Below are 22,659 nucleotides of genomic sequence, written 5' to 3'. Positions count from 1 at the left end.
GCTTTTTTTTCAGTACTTAGAGACATTTTTTACTCCTAAAAGGTAGTGTTGTTAATACATCATTCGCCGATCTCTAACTCAGCGATGACAAGGAAATCGCATTCTAACGATGAATAAGTTCAAATGCAAGATAAAGATTAAAGTTACCACACTTTTCATTATTAGAAGCGAATACCAGATCCAATCCCCACACCTAATCCTACACCATTACTTCCACCACCAGCACTAACACCACCACCCACAGTACAAGCAGCTAATATGCCTGATAATGCAAAAATAAAAAATATTTTCTTCATCATTTTTTCTTTATCAAGAAAATTTCAAATAAGCGATAAATCGAAATTAAATCTGTCTTTGCAATAGGTTTAAAAGGCAATAAAAGATAATAAACCCAGCTAAAACGTTGCAAAAATACGATCATATTTTGCCAATTTTTCGCTTCACAATGTGTTTGATAATACAACGCTACTTTTTGAATAAAAGTGTCCGAAATATCTTCTTCTCGACATAAACTATCAAAGAAAAATAACATATCCCGAATAACTACCCAATTTTGATTTCGGCTATTTGAACGAGATTCAAAATCAAGAAAAGTAACTTTCCCTTTATCCCAAGTAATATCTCGAATAGCAGGACGACCATGCACCAAATTTTTAGCATGCAAATCAATCAAAGCGAGACAAGCATCATAAATAATTAAAAATTTCTGTTGTTCATCTATATTTTTATTACATAGCCATTGTGATACGGTAAGTCCCACATTCTCTAAAACAAAAAAATGATCACTATAATAAGAGACTTTTGGCACTGGCGCATTTTGTTCAGCAAGCTTCAATAAAGTATATAATTCATTTTTAAAAGATTTTTTAGGATGGGGTTTTAATAATAGCCAAATACCTTTCAATTTTTCAGGTTGCTTCAACCAATATTTTTTTCCTTCATATTGAAAAGGATAAATTCGTTCATCTCGATGTTTTGTTACCAGTTGCTTCACATATTCTTGAAAATCATCATTTACCATCATATTCCCACTACTTTAGTATATTATTTATAATTTAAATAGAAATTAATTTAATATTTTCTATAATAACGTTTATTAAAAACTTTAAAATAAACTTTATTTACCACTAATAAAATTAAAAAATAACAAGAATATTATAGATATTTTAAAAATTTATTACAATTTAATAAGTAAAAGTGCGGTGAAAATCTAAGAAAAACTTTCACCGCACTTTTGTATGAATTAATAAAGAAAAATTAAAATGTTGAGGTATCTTGGAATAGTCCCACTTTTAAATCTGTCGCGGTATAAATAACACGACCATCTACTTCAACTTCACCATCAGCCATTCCCATAACTAGTTTACGATTAATAACTCGTTTCATATGGATTCGGTACACCACTTTTTTAGCTGTTGGCAAAATTTGTCCTGTGAATTTAACTTCTCCAACGCCTAATGCTCGCCCTTTTCCTTTGCCACCAATCCAGCCTAAATAAAACCCAACAAGCTGCCACATCGCATCCAATCCTAAACAACCTGGCATTACTGGATCGCCAATGAAATGGCAACCAAAGAACGGCAATTCAGGTTTAATATCAAGTTCGGCTTCAATGTATCCTTTACCGAAAGCACCTGTTTCTTCATTCATTTCAATAATACGATCCATCATCAACATTGTTGGCGCGGGTAATTGCGGGCCTTCTTTACCAAATAATTCGCCGCGACCTGACGCGAGCAAATCATCATAAGAATAGCTACTTTTTTTATTAAGTGTACAAGCGTTTTGCATTTCAGATTCCTTTATATATGATAAATCCAGTTTATAACTGATATATCTATTTTAAAATGAACGCAGTAAACTGTAAATAGCTAACACTTGTTCGCAAAACTTGTCGGAGCAGTCACTCTTAGAAATTATAGAAAAAAAGAAAAGCGAAAAAATGCTCGCTTTTCTCTATTAGGAGCGGAAAAAATGCCAAAAACTTTTTCGTTCAGAATCGGCACGTCCCTCAATACGACGTTGAATAAGACGAGATAAAGGCTCAGTTTTTTCTGTATAATCTTTGTTTTCATCTAACAAATCACGCCCAAATAACAATTCACAAGCCTGATAAATATCTTCCACAGGATAAATAAAAAACTCGCCATTTTTTACCGCACTTTTCACTTCATTAGACAAACTCAGTTGCTGAATAGTCGTCATTGGAATGATTACACCTTGTTTTCCAGTCAAACCGCGACGTTGGCAAATAGTAAAAAAGCCTTCAATTTTATCATTTACACCACCAACAGAATGAACAAGTCCAAATTGATCAATCGATCCTGTAATTGCGATATGTTGAGGCAAAGGCAAATCAGCTAAAGCGCTTGCTAGCACACAGAAAATCGCCAAAGATGCACTATCACCATCAATTTCACCATAAGACTGTTCAAACACTAATGAGGCAGAAAATGGCAATTGCGAGGGCAAATCTAAGATATTGGAAAGGCAAGCTTGCGCAATCATCATGCCTTTACCGTGAATATTTCCCGCTAGTTCATTTTTTCTTTCAACATCAATCACTTCCCCATCGCCAAATTGCACAATACAACTAATACGCGAAGGTTCGCCGAAACATACTGGCGTACCAGGATATTCAATTACCGAAAGCCCATTAATTTGTCCAACAATTTCGCCTTGTGTTTCGACATAAACTTGCTCGTTTAAAATATCGGCATAAGTTTGTTCTTTTAAGAAACCATATTGTGCTAATTTTTGTTGAAAAATACCCTCAAAATCCACCGCACTTAATGCAGTTTTTTCAGCAAAAGTTGAAGCATCCTGTAATATTTCTTTTAATTTGAGAGGAGATGCATTAATTAAAAAGCGATTTTCACTTTCACGAACTAATAATTGATAGAGTTTATTTAAAGCAAGAAAATCTAGCTCAATATTTTGCTCTTGAGCCATTTGTTGTACATAACTCGCCCAAGTTTTTTGTTCCTCCACTTCAGCTACAGAAATATAACTTTCAATTTCAGCATAATCGGCGAAAGAATAAAGATTTTCTTCTAACTCAGCCAAAGTGGCTAATTCAGTACGATTACCAAGTACAATCACTTTTAAGTTCAGCGCATAGCTTGGTATATCACAAGGTAAATTTTTAAATGGATGGGCTGAATACCAGTCAAAAGTCTGGGTTTGCAGAATTTGTTTTAATCGCCCCCATAAATCAAATTGAGATAACAATGTTGCCGCACTTAAAATCAAAACGCCACCATTAGCCTTATGCACCAATCCCGGCACTAATTGAATATCTTGTGAACTTGGATGAATCCGAAAACTACCGAAAAGCTGGAATTGATCGCAATACAATGCACTTAACGCCTCTCCTTGACTAGCAAAATTATCATCTAAAGATTTTGCTGGCTCAGTATAAACATGAGGAAAAGAAAAAGAGTCGCCCTGCTCTATCACATAATTTACACCAAAAATTGACCGCACTTTATGATGATTTTGCGATATAAAATTTTGTAATAACTCCGCATATTCAACAGGTTCGCCCACTTTCATCATTAGTAAGGAACGTATCGGATGACGTAAAAATAAATCGATACCCTGTGTAGCATTCGGTTGTAACGCCCAGAAATCCACTGGTTCTAAAGGAAAATCTTGAATTACCAAATCAGGTTGTAATGCCTGCCAATTTAAAGATTGCTCAATAGCTTGTTGTTGAGAAAATAATGAACTCACGGCTGGTCTCTTTCTAGAAAAATTGACCACATTATCGCATATTTAATAGCCTTGTGAAAATCCACTAGAAAATCGGCATAAAAACACGTATATTAATGCAGTTACCACGTCACTCAATGATAAAAAATGAAATACCAAAAACTCGAAAATCAAGAATCAAATTGGAAATGGATTTACCTAATTCGTAAACATCGCGAAGGGGAAAATATTACTCGCTACGAAGAACGTAGTTTGCAAGAAGCTAAAGCCCAAGAATTATTAGAATCCCAAAATTATCCTTCACAAATTGAAGAATGGATTAAAAATCATCTTTCTCCAGCCTTACCAATTAAGCTTGATCAAGCCATTCGTGCCCGCCGTAAACGCTTTTTTAATGGAGAAAAACAACATACCAAGAAAAAATCCATTGATTTGGAATATGCTGTTTGGCTACGTCTTTCTAAATATTCTCGAAAAATGAAGATGACGCTTTCGGAAACAATTACCTATATGATTGACGAAAGAGAAAGCAAGGCACAATTTGAAAATCAAATGGCAGCAATGAAAACCAGTTTGAAGAATTTATTAAAATAATCTTCCCCAAAAGTTATTTTAAATGGAGATTATCTGATTGATTTATCTTCCAAATTTACCGCCTTTTACTAATTTAAATCTTCCAATAATTTTCCCAATCCGCTCTGGCGTTTGACGGTCTGGCGAATCGCTGTTTTCCATATTTTTTCATCGGTAAATACTGTGAGTTCTTTTTTCGCACGAGTGACGCCCGTGAAAACTAATTCTCGCGACAGTACTGGATTTACTTCTGTTGGAAGCACCATGACGGTATGTTTAAATTCTGAACCTTGAGATTTATGAATCGTCATCATAAAAGCGGGCTCATGCGCTGGAATTCGGCTTGTCAGCACTTCTCGATTGCCAAACCATACTTTGCCATTTGCCAAGCACAGGCCAATATCGCCGTTATAAAGGCGAACGTTATGATCGTTTTCAGTAATCATAATTGGCTTGCCGATATACCAATCTTGTTCATTACGGAACCAAAGCAATTTTTCCGCTCGCAACGCTAACGCGATTTCTTTATTGAGATTTTCAACACCTAAATCGCTATTACGAAGTGCGGTTAAAAACCTCACAGAATTAAATTGTGCTTGAATAGCTTCGGCATAGGAAATGCCTTGTTCATTTTTAGCGTTAGGATCAATTTTTTGTTTACGTAAATCGTCCAACATTTTTAAGAAAGTGCGGTAATTTTCCACCGCACTTTTCACCACTTGATTAACCGCATCGCTTTCATCATTTAAGGCATTAAAGTGCAATTCTTGCGGATAATGTTCAAATAACCCAAGGCCATCGTCTGCTTTGCCTTTTTGAATGAATTCAGCCAACTTGCCAATACCTGAATCTTTATCAAAACGGCGGCTTTCTGTTAGATGGCATAAGCAATCACGTATTGGATTTGAACAATCAGCACCTTTTACTTCGTATCCTGTTGTCGCTTGTAAATACGCAGCTTGTTCATGACTATAAGGTTGATTAACAAATTGTGCCAATTCCCCCAATACAGCCCCCGCCTCAACAGAGGCTAATTGCGCCTGATCGCCTAATAAAATTAATCGAGTTTCGGGCTTTAACGCATTGATAAGTTTTGCCATCATCGGCAAATCAATCATTGATGTTTCATCAACAACTAATACATCCAACTGCAAAGGATTATGGCTGTTATAGCGCGTGTAATCATTAAAGGCATTCACGCCCAGTAAACTATGCAAGGTACTGGCTTTTTGTGGAATCGCATTGAAAAGTGAATCGGATAAATTCATTTTTTCTTGCATAAAACCTAACGCATTTTTAATCGACTCTTCCAAACGAGAGGCTGCTTTGCCAGTCGGCGCAACCAATTTGATGTGTAATTTACAATCAAATAGTTCTTGTAGAACGAGCAATAAACGAGTAACTGTCGTGGTTTTTCCTGTTCCTGGGCCGCCTGTAATAATCGAAAATGGACTTTTAATCGCTGTCGCCACTGCCACTTTTTGCCAATCTGTTTTTTCCTGTTTTTCAGGGAAATATTTCTCTAATTTTTGATGAATTTCATCATAAGAAAAGGCTAAAGTGCGGTATTTTTTTAAGGTATTTTTTATATATTGTGCGATGCGATATTCATCTTGCCAAGCGCGATAGAAATACAACGCGCCAAATTGAAATGCCATTGGTGCAATTTGATTGACGGGATCTTGCGTAAATGCCATATGCCCGCACAACGCATTTTGCCAATCTTCAACGGGTAAATAACCAATCTTTTCATGAATTTCAGCTAAATAATCTTCTTCCGTTGTACGATAAGCCAAGCCAAATAAATTATTTTCTAAATAGCGATCTAATTGGCTGCAAGTATTTCCCTGCGTATAACGCCAACTACAAAGTGCGGCTAATAATATAGCTAAATTTTTGATTGGTTCTGCATAATCCATATGACATTGTTTATCAGCTATCAACTTAGCAAAATAATAATCACCTTGAGAAATAATGCCCTGCTCTTTAAGTTTTTGTAGTACTGATAACATTAAAACACCCCATCTAATTCTGTGATTAATTCAACGCTTGGACGATCATAAAATACGCCAGATTGTGGCTCACCATTCATTCCACGTAAGAAAAGATAAAATACCCCACCGAAATTGCGATCATAATCATAGCGAGGAAGAACGTTTTTCAAATAACGATGTAATGCCAGCGTATAAATTAAATATTGCCAATCATAGTGACTGTGTAACATTTCTTTTTTTAATGCTTCTTGATTGTAAGAGGCAAGGGTTGAACCTAAGAAATTAGATTTATAATCAACAAGATAATACTTTCCATTATGACGGAAAACTAAGTCAATCGAACCTCTCACCATGCCCTGAATTTGCTCAAATTGAAGTGGCTCGCTTGGTAAATGATGATGGGCTTTCAACGCACGATTAAACGCTTCAACATCAAAATGTGCCCTAATTGCCAGATAAAATGGCATTTCTTTAATGCAATCTTTATTTGCCAAATCAGCTAATGCTATTCCTATTTCATTAGAAAGTGGCGTATGTGAAATCTGTTGTAGCCAATTTTGTAGCGGTTCTGTAAAGGTTTCATCTAACTGTAAGGATTGTCGTAATTTGTCAATTTCTTCTGTATTTGCTAAATCAGAAAAATAGCAATTTTCAAAATGGCGATGCAATGCCGTCCCGACTTGTTTACCTCGTGGTAAATCTAAAATGCTTGATTCGCTTTCGTTTAAAAGTGCGGTGGAAATTTCAATCGAATTTTGGCTATCGTAATCTTTTGCATCATCAAAAACAGCGTGTTTTTTACCCGCACTTTCAGTGAAATAATTTTGGCGGCGATGTGCTTGTTCAATTGAAGTAAAACTGGTTATTCTCCAATCTTGCTCAATATTGCCCGTAAATTCTGCGGCTTTAAAATCATCATTTTTTGTATTGATTGATAAAGCCGGAAAAGCCTCTAGATTTGGTTTAGTACAGATTTTCACATTATCTTGCATTTTTTCTTTAAAGGTTTGCAACAATGTTTCGGTATCTTTAGGCACTGATAACGCTATTTCCTTGCCTATTTCACCTTGGCTTAGTACATAATGCAAGGCATTCCATTTTTTATCAAATTGCGTAGGCAAAGCGAATGCCATTTGATATTTGGCACGCGTTAAAGCCACATAAAGTAAACGTAACTCTTCCGCAAAAGTTTCTTCACAAAGAGCGTTTAAATTGCGATTTTCTATATCCCATAAGGTTTCATCTCGTTCTTTAGAATAATAAATATTGATGTCTTTTTTACTTGGATCTTTGCTCGGCGCAGCTAAAAATGGTAGCCAAACTAAATCATATTCTAAGCCTTTGGATTTATGGATACTCACGATTTTCACCAATTGGCGTTCGCTTTCTAAACGAATTTGAGCCTCTTGACGACCTTCGCCTTGAATTTGTTTTTCAAACCAACTGAGCAATGCCGCTTCACTTTCGTGTAGCGTGGCAGCTTGTTGTAAAATTTCTGCCAAATGTAGGAAATCCGTTAAATCTCGCTCGCCTGTTGCTTGGCTTAATAAGCGTTCTGAAATGCCTTGTTCCAACAAAATTTGATGTAACATTGCCAATATTCCTTGGCGTTGCCAAGTTTGTTGGTATTGAGCAAAGCTATCTGCCCAACGTTGCCAGTATGCCTCATTTTGCTGAATTTGATGAATATCCGCTGCATTTAAGCCAAAAAGTGCGGTCGCAATCGCGTTCAAAATTGGGCGTTCAGCCACATTCAAACAGGCTTTAAGCACCCAAGCTAATTCTTTCGCAACATTGCTATCAAATACGCTATTTTGATCAGAAAGATAAACTGACGCGATCCCCAATTTTTGCAATTCATTTTTTACTAAAGCCGCTTCATTTTTATCACGCACCAATACGGCAATATTCGCCGCTTGCAATGTTTTACAAGTATCTTCATTTTGAAAAACAGCCTGATTTTCTACCGCACTTTTTAGCCAATGTTGAATAGAAATAGCACATATTTTTGCCATTTCAGTTTTATTCACTTTGTCACTTTCAGTTAGATAAAAACGATAAGCTGGTTCGGCTTTGCCATTTAAATAAAATCGCAGATGATCATCACGAGAATCAACAGCAGTAAAGTTAATATTTTGATAAATAAATGGCGATTGAGGAAAATCGAATAAAGCATTTACGCCATCAACCAGATTCTTCTCTGAACGATAATTTTTAGTGAGTTCAAAGCGAGATTGGGCTTCGTCCGATGCTTTTAGATAAGTAAAAATATCTGCACCACGGAAACGATAAATCGCCTGCTTCGGATCACCAATCATAATAAAACCAGTATTTTTTTCGGGATTATCACGATAAATTTTTGAAAAAATAGCGTATTGTTGTGAATCCGTATCCTGAAATTCATCAATCATCGCAAAAGGATATTGGAAGCGAATCATTTCCGCTAATTCATCTCCTTGTGCACCTTGCAAGGCTTCACACAGCAAACGCAATAAATCATCAAAGGATTTTTCTTGATGATTTAGTTTATAGTCTAAAAGTTTTTGTTGTAGACCTTGGCGATAATGATAAAGAGTGAGTTTGCTGAGTAAATCTGGTGTCATTAAGGCATTAACGCGCTTTTCAAGCTCTGCAAAAATCGGGGAATAAAAAGGCGTTGCGGGTTTTTTATCTTTATTTTTATCCGTTGATTCTTCGCAATTTTTCTCAATAGATGATTGTAGGAAATAGTCTTTCAATGTGGTATTAATTTGATAATCTCTAGGATTATTTGACCATTGATTGATTTTATTAATCCAATCCCCTAAACGCTTTACTTGGTACTTTTTACGATTTAACGATTTCAACTGATCTTTTGGATAATCTTTAACCAGCTCATTTGTAATAATCGCTGAAATTTCATCCGCACTTTCTAACCAAAATGCCTTTAATTCATTCAACGCCTTTTGATAACCACCAAGATATTGCGGTAAAAAGATTTGTATTGGTACAGATAACGCCTGTTTATTTTCAATCTCCACCTGTAAATCTTTACCTAAATCCGCTTTCAACAAAGACAACACATTTGCTGGTGATACTAATTCTGTCGCGATAAAATTCGCAGATTCAAAATCTAACGGATAAAAATGCTCTCGCCAAAATTCATTAGCAAAACGAACTAACAAATCAGATTGATCTTTTATTAATTCTAAATTGAAATGAATGCCAGAATGGAAAGCATATTGCATCAACATACGGCGACAAAAACCGTGAATGGTATAAATCGCCGCCAAATCCATATTTTGCTCAGCTAATTTTAAACGATGAATTGCCTCAAAAATATCTAAATCATGACAAAGTGCGGTAAGAAATTCATCATTTTTAAATGCGGATTTATCTTGGGTTTCTGCAAAGGCAATGAGTTTATCAATCGCATCTGTTATACGCTCACGAATTTTTTTCTTGAGTTCTTCTGTTGCCATTTCCGTAAATGTTACCACCAGAATTTCTTCCACATTTAACGGACGAGAAAAGTTATTTTCCCCCGCCTTTAATAAAAGTCGGAGATATAAAGAACCAATAGTGTAGGTTTTCCCTGTACCAGCGGACGCTTCGATTAAGCTAATTTGATTTAAAGGCAACGTGATAGGATTCAGTGGGATTCTTTCGGCCATAGATTTTAACAGATGAGAACTAATGGCATTATTTTACAAAATTTAAAGTCATAAGTGCAAAAAAAGGACGCTTTTCAGCGTCCTAATTCTTCTTTATCTAAACTTTAAAAAATTAAAGTGCAGATTTTGCTTTTTCAACTAATGCAGCGAACGCTACTTTGTCAAATACAGCGATATCAGCAAGAATCTTACGGTCGATTTCAACAGATGCTTTTTTCAAGCCGTTGATAAATTTGCTGTAAGATAAACCATTTTGACGCGCTGCAGCGTTGATACGTGCAATCCATAATTGACGGAATTGACGTTTACGCTGACGACGGTCACGATATGCGTATTGACCAGCTTTGATCACCGCTTGGAAAGCAACGCGATACACGCGTGAACGTGCACCATAATAACCTTTAGCAGCCTTAAGAACTTTCTTATGGCGTGCTCTTGCAATAACACCACGTTTTACACGAGCCATTATTTAATCTCCTATGTAATATTTTTCTAAAATGAACTAATCGTACGTTTTGCTTAAATAACGGCTTATGCGTATGGTAAGCAAGCTACTACTAAAACTTGGTCTGCTTTCGCAACCATTGATTTATGACGTAAATGACGTTTACGTTTAGTTGTTTTTTTAGTCAAAATATGACGTAAGTGAGATTGTTTACGCTTGAAACCACCAGAAGCAGTTTTTTTGAAGCGCTTCGCTGCGCCGCGTACTGTTTTGATTTTAGGCATTGTTAAAATAACTCCGCATTTTTCGTTTAAAACAACATAATCAGGCGAACTTAAAAAGTTACTTGGAAGCACTGATCATTTCCATCATAAGGCAAATTAAATTGCCTTTTCAAAAGCAGTTAGGCTGCGTAGTGTGCCCAACATGCAGTTGTCTTTTCATTTAAGTCAAACTTAAACAAAAAGATTTGCTGAAGAATCTCAGCAAAATTCTTATTTTTTCTTCGGCGCTAACACCATTACAGCCTGACGACCTTCTAATTTACCTGGTGCAGATTCAACCACTGAAATTTCAGCTAAATCATTTTTTACGCGCTCTAATACATCTAAACCGATGTCTTGATGAGCCATTTCACGACCGCGGAAACGCACGGTAATTTTCGCTTTGTCACCGTCTTCTAAGAAACGGATTAAGCTGCGTAATTTAACTTGATAGTCACCTTCGTCTGTGCCTGGACGGAATTTAATTTCCTTAACTTGCACAACTTTTTGTTTTTTCTTTTGTTCTTTAGCGGTTTTACTTTTTTCGTAAAGGAATTTACCGTAGTTCATAATGCGACAAACCGGCGGCTCTGCATTTGGGCTAATTTCAACAAGATCAAGCTCTGCTTGTTCTGCCATTTCTAGGGCTTGTTGAATAGAAACAATCCCTGCCTGTTCACCATTTTGGTCAATTAAACGAACTTCTTTTACACGAATCTCTTCATTGATACGGTTTGGGCGATTTACTGCCGGCGCTTTTTTTACGGTTTTAATAATCGTATTCCTTCTATTGGTTAATAGTAAAAATCTTTTCGCTAAAAATAAAAGATTTCAAATTTGTTGCCCGCAAGAAACGAGCAAAATCTTGCGAATTCTATAGTATTCACACCACTTATGCAACAAAATTTAGCCTTTAAGCGAAATTTCTACGCTTAAACTTTCGCCAAATTCAAGTAAGTGATGAATGCGTGCAGTTTCTAAGCACAACATTGTTTGATAGCCAGTTTCACTCATTCCACTCGTATTTTTATGCCAAGGATTCCAAAGGACAAATTGACTTGCATTATGATGATGCAGTGCAATTGTACGATTGAAACTTTTATCTAGGATTTGATTTTGCATTGTTTCTGCAGAATAAATGCAATCAACATTTTCAGAAATGTGACGCGGTGACGGAACGTTTTCTTGTTGTTGGTTTAAGCTATTAAAACAAGTTTCAGGTAAACCTTGTACTTCCACTTGATTAATATCCCCAATATTAAAATAGGTATGTAATGCTGCTTGGGCTGGTTCTTCGCCATAATGGGTAAAAGTTAAATGACATTTATCTGTAAATACCATTGAGACTTTAGCTTCAATAATATTTAAATCAGAAAACAACTCAAATTCTAACCGCACTTTATGCGCTGAAATATCATAATGGCTTAACTGCCATAAACGAATACGAGCTGTGCCGTGCGCAGGTTGTTTTACGCCACCAAACCAAGGATAACAAATCGGTATGCCACCACGAATAGCATTGCCATTTTCGAAGGGTTCTACTTCACTTAACCATAATACATCTTGAGCTACGCCTTGTGGTTGCCAGCTAAGAAGTTGTGCGCCTTGCAGGGAAATTTTTGCTGTGCCAACAGCGTGTTTTAAGTGAAGAACTGGGATATCGTTATGTTGAACAAGATGAAGTTCTGGTGTCAGTGTTTTTAGTAATGTTGTTTTCATGTTTATTCCTGTGGTTTTAAAAGATAAATAAGGTGCAGAGATAACAAAGGGCGTATCAGATACGCCCTTAATCTACGACTTTGATTAAATTTCGTCAATAATTCGATAAACCCAATTTTCCAGTGGGTCATTCAGACGTTTCATCTCTGCACGCATTTCTTCTAACATTTCTTTTTTAATACTGTTGTATTGTGGATCGTAGAATAAATTGTGCATTTCTTCTGGATCATTACGTATGTCATAAAGTTCACACACATCAGTCGCATTAAATACGAGTTTGTAATCTTTACGACGCCACATACGCTGTTCAAAATACACAAAATGCCCCGCAAGCTGACCAAGTACACCTTTTCTTTGGTTATCTTGGTGTTGGCGCATAATCGGAAGAATGCTCTGCCCTTCAAAACTTTCTGGCACTTTTTGATTGGCTAAATCAAAGACTGTTGAAGTTAAGTCGTGAAGATAAACAAGGTTATCATCTTCTTGATTTACACGATCAGAGTTTGGATCTTTGATAATCATCGGAATGTTGTATGGCTGTTTAGAATCCTATCCGCCTTGCCGTTGCAGAAAACGCTGGTTTCACTTCACATTCCCCTTGTAGTGCCATCAGCCAATCTTGCACCTTGTGAAAAGGGGAAAATTGGTGACGACGAGCCACTGCAGCAAAATCCCCAGGCGTCAACAGATTAAGCGATTCAATCTGACTTAAATCCTCTTCCGATGACAACGGCAATCCTAAAATTTCTGCTTGTTGTTTAGCAAAATCTAAGCGTTGTTTGAGCGTTAAATAATCAAACTTCAATTTTAAATCAAAACGGCGTAAGGCTGCGTGATCAAGAACCTCAATTAAATTTGTTGATACCACCATCAGGCCCTCAAAGCGTTCAATTTGTGTTAGCATTTCATTCACTTGCGAACGCTCCCAGCTTCGATTTGCGCCTTCTCTAGAAAATAAGAACGTATCTACTTCATTTAGCACCAATATTGCATTATCGGCTTTCGCTTGTTCAAAGACTTGAGCAATATTTTGTTCTGTCCGCCCACATAAGGATTAAGTAAATCTGAGCCTTGTCTTAGCAATAGCGGCATGTCCAACTGTTCCGCAAGCCACGCTGCCCAAGCAGTTTTTCCTGTTCCCGGCGGGCCATAGCAACAAATTCGCCCTTTTTTCGACCGTTTTAACCCTTCACTAATACGATGAATATTGTCGTTACAAGCCACATAATCCAAGTTGTAGTCGGCTTTGCCTAAAACAAGCGGTTCGATTTTCGGTTTATTTTGCGACTTTAACGTTTGATTAAACATCATGAGCAAAGTCTCAGCAAAATTTGATGTATTGAGTTCCTTTGCCACCCGAATTGTGCGGCTTAAAATCGCCGGCGTTAATGACCGCACTTTAGCAAAATGCTGCACATAGGCCGGACTTAATTTTCCCTCAGTCAGTTGCGTAATCAGTGCTGACTTATTTTTCAACGGTAAATCTGGCATTTCTAAAATAAAATCAAAGCGACGTAAAAAAGCAGGATCTATGCCAGAAACTGAATTCGATAACCAAATCATCGGCACGTTATTGTTTTCCAATAACTGATTTGTCCACGCTTTATTTTTTTGTGCAACAGAACGCTCCATAAACGAGCCGTTAAACACATCTTCAATTTCATCAAAAATTAAAAGCGCCTGCTTGCCGTTCAATAGCGTTTGAGCAAGACGACTGTAGTTCAGGCGTTGCTCTGCCTCCACAACATCTCCGTCAGAATCCATGTAAGTAATGTTATACGCCGAAATCCCCAACGCCTGTGCAAGCAACCCGGCGAATTCTGTTTTACCGGTGCCGGGCACACCATAAATTAAAAGATTCACACCTTTCTGATGATGTTTTAGTGCCTTTTGCAAATAGGTCAACATCATCTCTTTCATGCCAGCAATATGGGCAAAATCATCCAGTTGCAAACTTGGCACTTGTGCGACTTCCGTACAAGATTTTAATAGGACGTTTTCGTTTAGTGGTTGTGTCACAAATTCATCAAAATCTAAGGTTTCGCCCCAATCTAAATAATCATGCACACTATCGGGGCGATAATCGCGATCAATCAGTCCATAAGCATCGAGTTTACTGCCTTTCTTTAAGGCAGATAGAATCTGATTTTTCGGCTGTTTAAGTAAATTCGCCATGATCTCGCCTGTTCTTTGTAAATCCGATTTCGGCAAGTAGCCAAACAAATCTCGCATAGCTCCTTCACTGCGTAAATGCATGGCAAAGCGGAGAAGTTCCTGTTCAACGGGATTCAGCTGCAAAAATTCTGCCAACGTTGCCAAATTTTCATACGCCTGTTTCCATAACTCAGGTAAAAGTGCGGTGGATTTTTGGAGTTTTTTATACCTCTCTTTTAAAAGCCGACGAGCAACCGTGCGTAAATTTTTATCATTCTCTAATTCTTCAGGCAGCCCAAATGCACTGGCGATTTCATCGCTTCGCCAACTACTCTCCCGAAACACTTCAGAAAAACCTTTATGCTCAAATAAAACTTTAAGCATCATATTTTCAGTATAAGAAGACACTGTCGGTGGGTTTAATTTATATTCGGACATAAAAAATACTCCTTACTGGGTTGGTAAGGAGTATTTTAGTGATGGGTGCGACAAAAGGCGTCGTTAAGGATAGTTTTAAGAACGTTTGTTAATCAACCATTCAACTAAACCAGCACTAATTACAAGCTCTGCCATTTTTCGGCCATTTACAAGCTTAATTCCTTTAGCTTGATATTGTTTTTCATCTATGTTTTCTAAACCAGAATGATATACGTAATACATTTCTGAATAACCATAGTTTTTATATTCACTTTCAAAGTTCGAAACATATTCGTCTAATTGTTTAATATCCATATCTGACTTAATTTGCACAAATACTCTCTTCTGCGTTGAAGGCGAATACAAATCAAGATCTATTCCTTTCTCCGTTTTACCTAAAACAGAGTATCGTTGCCATCCTAATTTAGAAAAAACAAGATCCGTTAAAAGTTCAAAGTCACTCCACCATAAACCTTTAATTAATTTTTCAACTGATTTAATTAATGTTTCATACGCCTCTTTCGCTTCTGTAATTTCCTCAATAACTTCACCATTTATACGACGTATTAAATAGTCCTTCATCTCAACACCACAAATCGTCCCTCTATAGGCTTGGACCTTTGTTACTCTACCATCAAGATTATCGACTAAAAGCTCTTTACCGTTAGCATCAACGCAAGACCAATTCCCATTGTTACTAATAACTTTTCTTGTTCTAGAACCATCACTTTCCTCAATAACCTCTTTGCTACAAAAAGCCCAATATAATTTACGTCCAAAGAAGGTAATCCAAAGTGTATCTTCCCCAAGTTGATAAAAATCTTGAATTTGTCTCAGGTGATTTGAAACTGTTCCCGCATGATCACTCCAATGAGTTTTACAATACTCAATACAACCATCCCATTTATTATTCAAACACTCTTGATGAATATCTGATGTAGATTCATAACCGAGACGAATCGTATTTTTTGTACTTGCTGTACTATCTTTATCAATACAATCTTTTTCCCAACATCCTTTTATGCCTAATTTAATAAAACGAATATTAGTAGGTTCAATTTTTTCAAACATAGTTTTTCCTTATTTCTAGTTAAAATTCACCGAATTATAGATAATTGAGCAAAAAAAAAACAATTTAAACATATTTTTTTACTCAATAATAGAATGACAACAAACTACCGACAAATCATCCGAAAACGATTGCTTCTCAATCATCTTGCGGCAAACCGTAAGGCGATATTTATCATCGGGATATTTCTGCCAAATTTTTTCGCACATTTCGTCTGAAAGCCCATCGGTAAGCCCGTCAGAACAGAGTAATAAACTTTCTCCTGGTTTGATTTCAATTTCCTGATAAAAGATTTTATCTTGAAATTCGGAATAATCAGCGACTAAACAAGAAGAAACGCCACCATAAATCGTGGCAAAGTCTTCTTCTTTTTTATCGGGAAAATCAGCCAATAATTCAGAAAGAATAGAATGATCTTGGGTGATTTGTTGCCAGTTTCCTTGGGCATCAATTAAATAAGCACGGCTATCGCCGACACTTAGAATTTTCGCTTTACGAGTGATTTGATCAATTTCAGCTGCCACAAACGTGGTCGCCGAACCAAAATAATCCTCTGCTAACTCTGCGGATAAACAAGACTGCAAATCATAGATAGTTTGGCGACTTAGGATTTCCATTTGGCTTAATAATTGCATTGCTAACTTGCTCGCTTTTTCAGATCGATTGCTATTGGAAATACCATCTGCCACGCCCACAATAAAGTGCAGTCGGGTTTCAAGACGTTTTTCAGCTGTTTTGAGTTTATATTGAAACACCGACTCGCCATTAAAAAGGGCATCTTGGTTGTGTCGCTTGTTGCTGCCAATTTGTTGACAGAAGGTAATTTCGCAAAAATTTTCCATTATTCAACCGCTTGTTGAGAAGGATTTAGAAGGCGATCAATCGCTTTTAGCGCATCTAACGCTTTCATTTCTAGACTTAAAAAGTGCATTTTCGGCACACCAGCATCTTGTGGGTTAATACGGATAAATCCACCCTTTTTTGCTTTCGCCGTACGTTCAGAAAAGCAACGCACAGTAGGAATAACTTTCCCCGCTCCCAGTTCGATGACGATAAGATTTTGCACTTCTTTTAACCACGATTCTAACCGCACTTTTTTAAAATCCTGATATTGACTTACATAACTCCAATCATTAAACATTAGTACATTTTGACGAGCAAAGCCACCACAATAAGGACAATGTGGTTTTTCACTGGTTAAACATAAATTTTTATTATCCACGACAGGTTGAAAACTTGATGCAGACCAACTTAATCCTCGACAATTATTGACACATTGAAGACGCTCCAAAGTACCGTGTACTTCATAAACATGGCTATCATCAAAACCAGCCTTTTGAAAATGCCCATCCACATTACTGGTAAAAACGAAATATCCATGAGATTTATCTCCCGCCCAGCGTTTTAAAATCTGATACCCTTCGTGAGGAATAGTATTTCGGTATTGAATTAATCGATGTCCATAAAACCAATAGGCAAGTTCCTGATTATGCTTATAAGCTAATGGCGTCGCGATGTCTTCAAAAGATATATTATGTTCTTTAAACATAGGATAAGCATTCCAAAATCCGCCAACGCTGCGAAAATCGGGCAGCCCAGAATCCACGCTCATACCCGCACCAGCTGTAATTAAAATGCCATCCGCTTTGCGGATAAGTTCCACAGCATAATTCAAATCATTTTTCATAATACTTTTCTCTGTCCATTTTTCATTGATGAAATAATACCCGCTTGTTCCAACTGTTCTAAAATTTGCCCAGCTCGATTAAAACCCAACATAAATCTGCGTTGAATCATTGAGCAAGATGCAACTTTTTGTTGTTGCACATATTTTTTTACATCCTCAAAAAGTGGATCTCTTGCCATAATTACTTTCATTGCCATTATTTGCTCCTTTTTATTAATTAAAGGCTTGATAGATATGTAAGAAGTAAAAAATCTCCCTTTATGGAAAAATTATATGAAAGGAAGCGACAACTTGTGTCGTTTGCGAATATTGAAAGCGGTTATTTTTAGAAGATTTTTTGCAAATAAGATGATCTGTATTGCAATATGCATATTTATCTGGTTATATATACATGTAAGTTATTAAGGAAAATAATATGAATAACCAAAACCCGATTGAAATTTACCAAGCTCAAGATGGCACAACGCAAGTGGAAGTGAGATTTGAAAATGGCACCGTTTGGCTTTCCCAGGCACAAATGGCAAATATTTTTGATACTAGCTCAGATAACATAGGCCTACACTTAAAAAATATTTTTAATGAAGAAGAACTTGATGAAAATTTAACTACCGAGGATTTCTCGGTAGTTCGACAAGAAGGAAAAAGGCAAGTTACTCGTAAGGTTAAACATTATAATCTGGATGCTATTATTTCTGTAGGCTATCGAGTGAAGTCTAAGTCTGCAACAAATTTTAGAATTTGGGCAACTGCACGTTTAAAAGAATATCTGACTCAAGGCTATACTATTAACCAAAAACGTTTACAGCAAAATGCTCACGAATTAGAACAAGCACTTGCGCTTATTCAAAAAACGGCAAATTCATCAGAATTAACGCTAGAAAGCGGTCGCGGATTAGTGGATATTGTCAGCCGTTATACGCATACGTTTTTATGGCTACAACAATATGATGAAGGTTTACTTGCCGAACCACAAACACAGCAAGGCGGTACATTACCGACTTATGCAGAAACCTGTTCTGCACTAGCAGAGTTAAAATCACAGCTGATGGCAAAAGGTGAAGCAAGTGATCTATTTGGACGTGAACGAGATAACGGCTTATCTGCGATTCTAGGCAATTTAGATCAAAGTGTATTTGGTGAACCTGCTTATCCAAGCATTGAAGCAAAAGCGGCACATTTACTTTATTTTGTCGTCAAGAATCATCCTTTTTCAGATGGTAATAAACGTAGTGGCGCATTTTTATTTGTAGATTTCTTACATAGAAATGGGCGTTTGTTTGATCATAATGGGCATCCAGTTATCAATGATACTGGGCTTGCAGCACTCACTTTATTAGTTGCTGAATCTGATCCGAAACAAAAAGAAACGCTTATTAGGCTTATTATGCACATGCTTAAGCAAAAACAAGAGAAGTAATGATAAATAGCGACCGAAGTCGCTATTTATCTATCAATGTTAAACTTAATAAAAAATTTATTTACATAATTCTTTTACTGACTCTACTAATGCTTCCATTTTGTCGTAAGAATTAATGCCACTTGGACCACCAAAAAACGGACAAACACAAATTAAAGTATCATTGTACTTGCGATAGAAGATATTAAATTCTTTCAACGCTTTAGTTTCATATACGGCTTCTCCAGTAAAAAACTTAAAGAAGTTATCTTTTTCAGTGACTCCCGTACAAATAATAACTTTAGGATTACATTCATCTATAAGTTGACGATAAAAAGCACCACGATTTTCAACACACCATTCTCTATATTGATCGAATGTTTCAAATCCTGTCATCTTAATGAATTGTTCATTCCATTGAATTGATGCTCTATTTTTGAAATTGATTGGTAGCATATTTAGTTTAAAACCAATACCCTGTGGATAAAGCACATTATAAGTACTAACAAAATACTCATAGCTTTCACCACTTTTCCAATCTAAATTATAGTAGTACCACAAAAACCAACATAATTTTTGATTATATTGCGTAGTCCAACTACCATCAAAATCGTCCTCTAACCAAGAGTGCGGTATTAATTTAGGGCTTAAACTAAATTTCTTATAAAAATCATCAGGAGAAGCTTCATCACCAATCCCCCATTCTAACCCACAAAACCAAACATCTGAGTTAGGATTTCCGCCATCTCCTCCAGCGAAGGATACTGCCACTTTTTTAAACTCTTCTGTTACCATTATTTTATCCTCATTATTTAAGTAGATTTGTCCAAATCCCTATGGTTTCTTCTTGAATTACGCCTTTTTCTTGACCTAATTTTATTGCCAGTTGCTGTAAACTTTTAGCCAACTCAGTATGACCGCAATAATTTAAACTACGAATGATGCGGGAAATCTTCTTACTTTCATGCCCAATATTGCGTAGCCAAACTTTACGTTCAGTTAATTCAGGTTTAGGGAATATTTTATTATCTTCACGATATAAACAGAAGTAATCCAGAATAATATCAATAGAATGTAAATATTTATTTTGAATTGCTTCATCTCCAATAAAAATAGCCAGGTCTTCTTCGTTAAAAACCGGTACTGAACGATTCCATTTGGAACTTTCAGTAACAGGTAAAAGCCAAGGAATATAAAAATAAGCATCGCCAATCATTCTTTTTGGCATTGCCCGCATATCTTGCAAAGATAAATTATGTTGGCTTTTTCTTTGTTCTAAATAAAATTCAATTACTGGATGCATACGTTTCTCATTAATTCATCAGTCATACAGTATAGTGATATAAAACTCGCTATTTATGTGAAAAGTGCGGTCATTTTTCTATGAGTTTTTGGTGTTCTCTAATAACTCTGCCACCACTTTCGGCACACCCTCGCCTGCTTTCTCTTTTATTGCAATAACTTGCTTACGAACAAAGCCTGTATTTGGGTTAGGATCAATCAGATAAATTGGCGCTTTTCTTGGAGCTTCATTGACTAAGCCGTTGGCTGGATAAACTTGTAATGAAGTACCAATCACTAACACAACATCTGCTTGTTCCACAATATCAACCGCTCGTTCTAACATCGGCACCATTTCACCAAAAAAGACGATGTAAGGGCGCATTGGGTGTCCATTTGGATCTTTATCTTCTAATTTCTGATCACCAAAACAATCCACAATATAACTTTCATCAAAGCTACTGCGAGCTTTATTTAATTCACCGTGTAAATGCAACACCTTCGAGCTGCCGGCACGTTCATGTAAATCATCCACATTTTGCGTGATGATTCTTACATCATAGGCTTTTTCTAGTTCAACTAAGGCGAGATGCGCAGCGTTTGGCTTAGCTGCTGCCGCATTTTTACGGCGTTGGTTATAGAAATCAAGCACTTTCGCACGGTTCTTTTGCAAGGCTTCGGGCGTGCAAACTTCTTCTACTTTATGCCCTGCCCACAATCCATCTTCAGCTCTAAAAGTAGGAATACCACTTTCGGCACTAATTCCAGCTCCCGTTAATACCACGCAAATTGGTTTATTTTTCTCTGTCATTTTTCAGGCTCCTTTTATTAGCAAACTGTTCTGTACCAAAATGAACATGTTCACCTTGAAATTTACCAGCTCCATTTTTAGTGCGATCATCAATTAAATAATTGCCTTGGTTGAGATTTTTATGATGGGATAAAATCAATCGTTTGTATAAGGCTGAACCTTTTTCTTCACCGAAATAATGTTGAATCCATTTTACTTTATCACTCCAAACGGATGGATTATGCCAAGGCGCAGTAGAAAGCACATAAATATGATATTTTTTCATCAATTTATGCACAGCAGAAATCGCATTAGGCATTGGCTCCATTAAGCTAAAAATACCCTCTACTTCATCATATCGACCTTCGTACTCTTGCTTGGTTTTCTCATCTAATTTTGCAATACCAGACGGAAAATCAACCATCACATTATCCATATCAATATAAACAATTTTCTTCATTTTAATGTCCTCTCTGTTGATGGCTTAATGATAAAAGATGAAGCGACAATTTATGTCGTTAGGCATTTTCGTCTAAATAAGTGCGGTCAATTTCTTGGTAATCTTCACCAAAATGGGCTATCCACCATTCCAGCATAGCACTCTTAATCACGGTAGCGGAAATTTCATATTCAGTGCCACAATCTTTTACTGTTTGATCCATTGATAATGGTGTTTCTGTTAAAAAGCCACCAATATCTTTATTAATGCGGAAAGTTAATCGAATTTTTCGACCATAGGTAAAACCAAACTTTTGGCTTTCTACATAAGATTTCAAATTAAAATCAGGGCGTTCAAATATCATTGTACTCACTGTTACCTTAAGCAAGCGATGCAAAGCAAGGTGTAAAATATCGCCATTCTCATATTGTGCGACTAAATAGCTACTTGGTCCTTGTTGAACCAAAGCCAATGGCTTGACCTGTGCCTTATGTTCTTTACCGTGAATACTCCGATAATGCACCTGCAAAAATCGATTTTGATAAAGTGCGGTACTAATTTGAGAAAAAATTTCTGGATTGATTTTGGCAGGTAATAACGGCTGACTAGTTGGGGCAATAGCAACTTTATTAAGCCATTCTGCCCCTGATTTTTTATGGCTGTCATAAACCAAATTATATTCGGCCTGTTGAAAGAACGCCTCCATTGAGTTCATAATGCTAGAAGGCAAAATGCCATTGAGATATTGTTTAGCAAGCATAAGCACAAGTGATTGCTGTTCATTTAAAATCGGTAAATCCAAGCCTTTAGCATTTGATTTCCATCGATATCCATAAGGTTTATCACGCATATCTCGCTCAATTTCAAACTGTTGAGACAAACTTTCTAGCTGGCGTTGGATTGAACGAATATCACGTTGAACGCCAATATCAGCAAGTTTTTGTAAGATTTCTTCTGCGGTAATAAAACGAGTTTTTGGAATAAGGCGTAAAATTTCAAGTTGAATTTGAAGTGCGGTTAAGTTTGAGGGCATTTTTATCTCCCAAATTTGAAAAAAATCATTAT

The 22,659-nt window shown here is 36.5% G+C and carries 20 protein-coding genes and 3 pseudogenes; 2 read left to right on the top strand and 21 right to left on the bottom strand.

Translation table 11 applies throughout. The features are described from left to right. Nucleotides 1-161: 161 nt before the first annotated feature. The 4 genes from HMPREF2813_RS09975 to HMPREF2813_RS00535 all read right to left on the bottom strand — a co-directional run bounded on the left by HMPREF2813_RS09975 (nt 162) and on the right by HMPREF2813_RS00535 (nt 3,735). Nucleotides 162-296 (bottom strand): hypothetical protein, encoded by a 135-nt coding sequence (locus tag HMPREF2813_RS09975; RefSeq protein ID WP_005657378.1) that lies wholly within the window; start codon nt 294-296, stop codon nt 162-164. Next, nucleotides 296-1,024 carry a BUD32 family EKC/KEOPS complex subunit gene (locus HMPREF2813_RS00545; protein WP_005662421.1) on the bottom strand — a complete coding sequence of 243 codons (729 nt, stop codon included), beginning with the start codon at nt 1,022-1,024 and terminating at the stop codon, nt 296-298. Before HMPREF2813_RS00545 ends, HMPREF2813_RS09975 begins: the two co-directional genes overlap by 1 nt. A 233-nt stretch (nt 1,025-1,257) precedes the next feature. Then, complete coding sequence (gene fabA, locus HMPREF2813_RS00540) at nt 1,258-1,791, bottom strand: bifunctional 3-hydroxydecanoyl-ACP dehydratase/trans-2-decenoyl-ACP isomerase (protein WP_005650386.1); 534 nt, start codon at nt 1,789-1,791, stop codon at nt 1,258-1,260. A gap of 168 nt (nt 1,792-1,959) precedes the next feature. Then, nucleotides 1,960-3,735 (bottom strand): AAA family ATPase, encoded by a 1,776-nt coding sequence (locus HMPREF2813_RS00535; RefSeq protein WP_048946949.1) that lies wholly within the window; start codon nt 3,733-3,735, stop codon nt 1,960-1,962. Nucleotides 3,736-3,861: 126 nt separating this feature from the next. Between HMPREF2813_RS00535 and matP the strand changes: the two genes are divergently transcribed. Next, nucleotides 3,862-4,308, top strand: a complete 447-nt coding sequence (gene matP / locus HMPREF2813_RS00530) for a macrodomain Ter protein MatP (RefSeq protein ID WP_005662425.1) — start codon at nt 3,862-3,864, stop codon at nt 4,306-4,308. A gap of 68 nt (nt 4,309-4,376) precedes the next feature. On the opposite strand, the gene recD is transcribed toward matP, so the two are convergent. The 12 genes and pseudogenes from recD to HMPREF2813_RS00470 form a co-directional block, all read right to left on the bottom strand. Next, complete coding sequence (gene recD, locus HMPREF2813_RS00525) at nt 4,377-6,299, bottom strand: exodeoxyribonuclease V subunit alpha (protein ID WP_042601629.1); 1,923 nt, start codon at nt 6,297-6,299, stop codon at nt 4,377-4,379. Further along, nucleotides 6,299-9,934: an exodeoxyribonuclease V subunit beta gene (gene recB, locus HMPREF2813_RS00520; RefSeq protein WP_048946948.1), complete on the bottom strand. Its 3,636-nt coding sequence runs from the start codon at nt 9,932-9,934 to the stop codon at nt 6,299-6,301. The genes recD and recB overlap by 1 nt, the downstream gene beginning before the upstream one ends. Nucleotides 9,935-10,046: 112 nt before the next feature. Then, nucleotides 10,047-10,400, bottom strand: a complete 354-nt coding sequence (rplT, locus tag HMPREF2813_RS00515; protein WP_005596075.1) for a 50S ribosomal protein L20 — start codon at nt 10,398-10,400, stop codon at nt 10,047-10,049. A gap of 65 nt (nt 10,401-10,465) precedes the next feature. Beyond that, on the bottom strand, nt 10,466-10,663 hold the full coding sequence (rpmI, locus tag HMPREF2813_RS00510) for a 50S ribosomal protein L35 (RefSeq protein WP_005596065.1): 198 nt from the start codon (nt 10,661-10,663) through the stop codon (nt 10,466-10,468). 210 nt (nt 10,664-10,873) lie between these two features. After that, a complete protein-coding gene (infC, locus tag HMPREF2813_RS00505) occupies nt 10,874-11,416 on the bottom strand; it encodes a translation initiation factor IF-3 (protein ID WP_010869182.1) in 543 nt (180 codons plus the stop codon). Nucleotides 11,417-11,548: 132 nt separating this feature from the next. Next, nucleotides 11,549-12,361: a D-hexose-6-phosphate mutarotase gene (locus tag HMPREF2813_RS00500; protein WP_005662437.1), complete on the bottom strand. Its 813-nt coding sequence runs from the start codon at nt 12,359-12,361 to the stop codon at nt 11,549-11,551. A gap of 84 nt (nt 12,362-12,445) precedes the next feature. Further along, nucleotides 12,446-12,895: pseudogene (locus HMPREF2813_RS00495) on the bottom strand (sulfatase/phosphatase domain-containing protein); the annotation flags it as partial. 7 nt (nt 12,896-12,902) lie between these two features. Beyond that, a pseudogene (locus tag HMPREF2813_RS00490) lies at nt 12,903-14,953 on the bottom strand (AAA family ATPase). A 75-nt stretch (nt 14,954-15,028) separates the two neighbouring features. Next, complete coding sequence (locus HMPREF2813_RS00485; RefSeq protein WP_005688191.1) at nt 15,029-16,003, bottom strand: restriction endonuclease; 975 nt, start codon at nt 16,001-16,003, stop codon at nt 15,029-15,031. Between the two features lie 78 nt (nt 16,004-16,081). Then, entirely contained in the window at nt 16,082-16,843 is a 762-nt protein-coding gene (locus HMPREF2813_RS00480) for a PP2C family protein-serine/threonine phosphatase (protein ID WP_005688190.1), read from the bottom strand. After that, nucleotides 16,843-17,688 (bottom strand): SIR2 family NAD-dependent protein deacylase, encoded by an 846-nt coding sequence (locus tag HMPREF2813_RS00475; protein ID WP_005688189.1) that lies wholly within the window; start codon nt 17,686-17,688, stop codon nt 16,843-16,845. Before HMPREF2813_RS00475 ends, HMPREF2813_RS00480 begins: the two co-directional genes overlap by 1 nt. Beyond that, nucleotides 17,685-17,885 (bottom strand): DNA translocase FtsK, encoded by a 201-nt coding sequence (locus tag HMPREF2813_RS00470; RefSeq protein ID WP_005688188.1) that lies wholly within the window; start codon nt 17,883-17,885, stop codon nt 17,685-17,687. Before HMPREF2813_RS00470 ends, HMPREF2813_RS00475 begins: the two co-directional genes overlap by 4 nt. Before the next feature lie 218 nt (nt 17,886-18,103). On the opposite strand from HMPREF2813_RS00470, the gene rhuM reads away from it, so the two are divergent. Continuing rightward, nucleotides 18,104-19,105 (top strand): virulence RhuM family protein/type II toxin-antitoxin system death-on-curing family toxin, encoded by a 1,002-nt coding sequence (rhuM, locus tag HMPREF2813_RS00465; RefSeq protein ID WP_014550799.1) that lies wholly within the window; start codon nt 18,104-18,106, stop codon nt 19,103-19,105. Nucleotides 19,106-19,162: 57 nt separating this feature from the next. On the opposite strand, the gene HMPREF2813_RS00460 is transcribed toward rhuM, so the two are convergent. The 5 genes and pseudogenes from HMPREF2813_RS00460 to HMPREF2813_RS00440 form a co-directional block, all read right to left on the bottom strand. Further along, entirely contained in the window at nt 19,163-19,879 is a 717-nt protein-coding gene (locus HMPREF2813_RS00460; RefSeq protein ID WP_005688183.1) for a hypothetical protein, read from the bottom strand. 13 nt (nt 19,880-19,892) lie between these two features. Beyond that, nucleotides 19,893-20,387, bottom strand: coding sequence for an opioid growth factor receptor-related protein (locus HMPREF2813_RS00455; protein WP_005688182.1), 495 nt, complete (start codon nt 20,385-20,387; stop codon nt 19,893-19,895). A 78-nt stretch (nt 20,388-20,465) separates the two neighbouring features. Further along, nucleotides 20,466-21,176: an SIR2 family NAD-dependent protein deacylase gene (locus HMPREF2813_RS00450; protein WP_005671438.1), complete on the bottom strand. Its 711-nt coding sequence runs from the start codon at nt 21,174-21,176 to the stop codon at nt 20,466-20,468. Nucleotides 21,177-21,192: 16 nt separating this feature from the next. Then, nucleotides 21,193-21,615 (bottom strand): annotated as a pseudogene (locus HMPREF2813_RS00445) (5' nucleotidase, NT5C type); the annotation flags it as partial. Between the two features lie 58 nt (nt 21,616-21,673). Next, the gene (locus HMPREF2813_RS00440; protein WP_012054395.1) at nt 21,674-22,627 is read right to left on the bottom strand and encodes a helix-turn-helix transcriptional regulator; all 954 of its coding nucleotides are present in this window, start codon (nt 22,625-22,627) and stop codon (nt 21,674-21,676) included. Nucleotides 22,628-22,659: the final 32 nt, after the last annotated feature.

The organism is Haemophilus sp. HMSC066A11, assembly GCF_001811665.1.
Lineage (GTDB): Bacteria > Pseudomonadota > Gammaproteobacteria > Enterobacterales > Pasteurellaceae > Haemophilus > Haemophilus influenzae.
The sequence above is the reverse complement of the archived record's forward strand: the minus strand, read 5'-3'. Positions and strand labels throughout refer to the sequence as shown.

Excerpts from the sequence above, each read along its gene's own strand:
- HMPREF2813_RS09975 (WP_005657378.1), bottom strand. The coding sequence starts at position 296 with ATGAAGAAAATATTTTTTATTTTTGCATTATCAGGCATATTAGCTGCT.
- HMPREF2813_RS00545 (WP_005662421.1), bottom strand. The coding sequence starts at position 1,024 with ATGATGGTAAATGATGATTTTCAAGAATATGTGAAGCAACTGGTAACA.
- fabA (WP_005650386.1), bottom strand. The coding sequence starts at position 1,791 with ATGCAAAACGCTTGTACACTTAATAAAAAAAGTAGCTATTCTTATGAT.
- matP (WP_005662425.1), top strand. The coding sequence starts at position 3,862 with ATGAAATACCAAAAACTCGAAAATCAAGAATCAAATTGGAAATGGATT.
- recD (WP_042601629.1), bottom strand. The coding sequence starts at position 6,299 with ATGTTATCAGTACTACAAAAACTTAAAGAGCAGGGCATTATTTCTCAA.
- recB (WP_048946948.1), bottom strand. The coding sequence starts at position 9,934 with ATGGCCGAAAGAATCCCACTGAATCCTATCACGTTGCCTTTAAATCAA.
- rplT (WP_005596075.1), bottom strand. The coding sequence starts at position 10,400 with ATGGCTCGTGTAAAACGTGGTGTTATTGCAAGAGCACGCCATAAGAAA.
- rpmI (WP_005596065.1), bottom strand. The coding sequence starts at position 10,663 with ATGCCTAAAATCAAAACAGTACGCGGCGCAGCGAAGCGCTTCAAAAAA.
- HMPREF2813_RS00500 (WP_005662437.1), bottom strand. The coding sequence starts at position 12,361 with ATGAAAACAACATTACTAAAAACACTGACACCAGAACTTCATCTTGTT.
- HMPREF2813_RS00485 (WP_005688191.1), bottom strand. The coding sequence starts at position 16,003 with ATGTTTGAAAAAATTGAACCTACTAATATTCGTTTTATTAAATTAGGC.
- HMPREF2813_RS00480 (WP_005688190.1), bottom strand. The coding sequence starts at position 16,843 with ATGGAAAATTTTTGCGAAATTACCTTCTGTCAACAAATTGGCAGCAAC.
- HMPREF2813_RS00475 (WP_005688189.1), bottom strand. The coding sequence starts at position 17,688 with ATGAAAAATGATTTGAATTATGCTGTGGAACTTATCCGCAAAGCGGAT.
- HMPREF2813_RS00470 (WP_005688188.1), bottom strand. The coding sequence starts at position 17,885 with ATGGCAATGAAAGTAATTATGGCAAGAGATCCACTTTTTGAGGATGTA.
- rhuM (WP_014550799.1), top strand. The coding sequence starts at position 18,104 with ATGAATAACCAAAACCCGATTGAAATTTACCAAGCTCAAGATGGCACA.
- HMPREF2813_RS00460 (WP_005688183.1), bottom strand. The coding sequence starts at position 19,879 with ATGGTAACAGAAGAGTTTAAAAAAGTGGCAGTATCCTTCGCTGGAGGA.
- HMPREF2813_RS00455 (WP_005688182.1), bottom strand. The coding sequence starts at position 20,387 with ATGCATCCAGTAATTGAATTTTATTTAGAACAAAGAAAAAGCCAACAT.
- HMPREF2813_RS00450 (WP_005671438.1), bottom strand. The coding sequence starts at position 21,176 with ATGACAGAGAAAAATAAACCAATTTGCGTGGTATTAACGGGAGCTGGA.
- HMPREF2813_RS00440 (WP_012054395.1), bottom strand. The coding sequence starts at position 22,627 with ATGCCCTCAAACTTAACCGCACTTCAAATTCAACTTGAAATTTTACGC.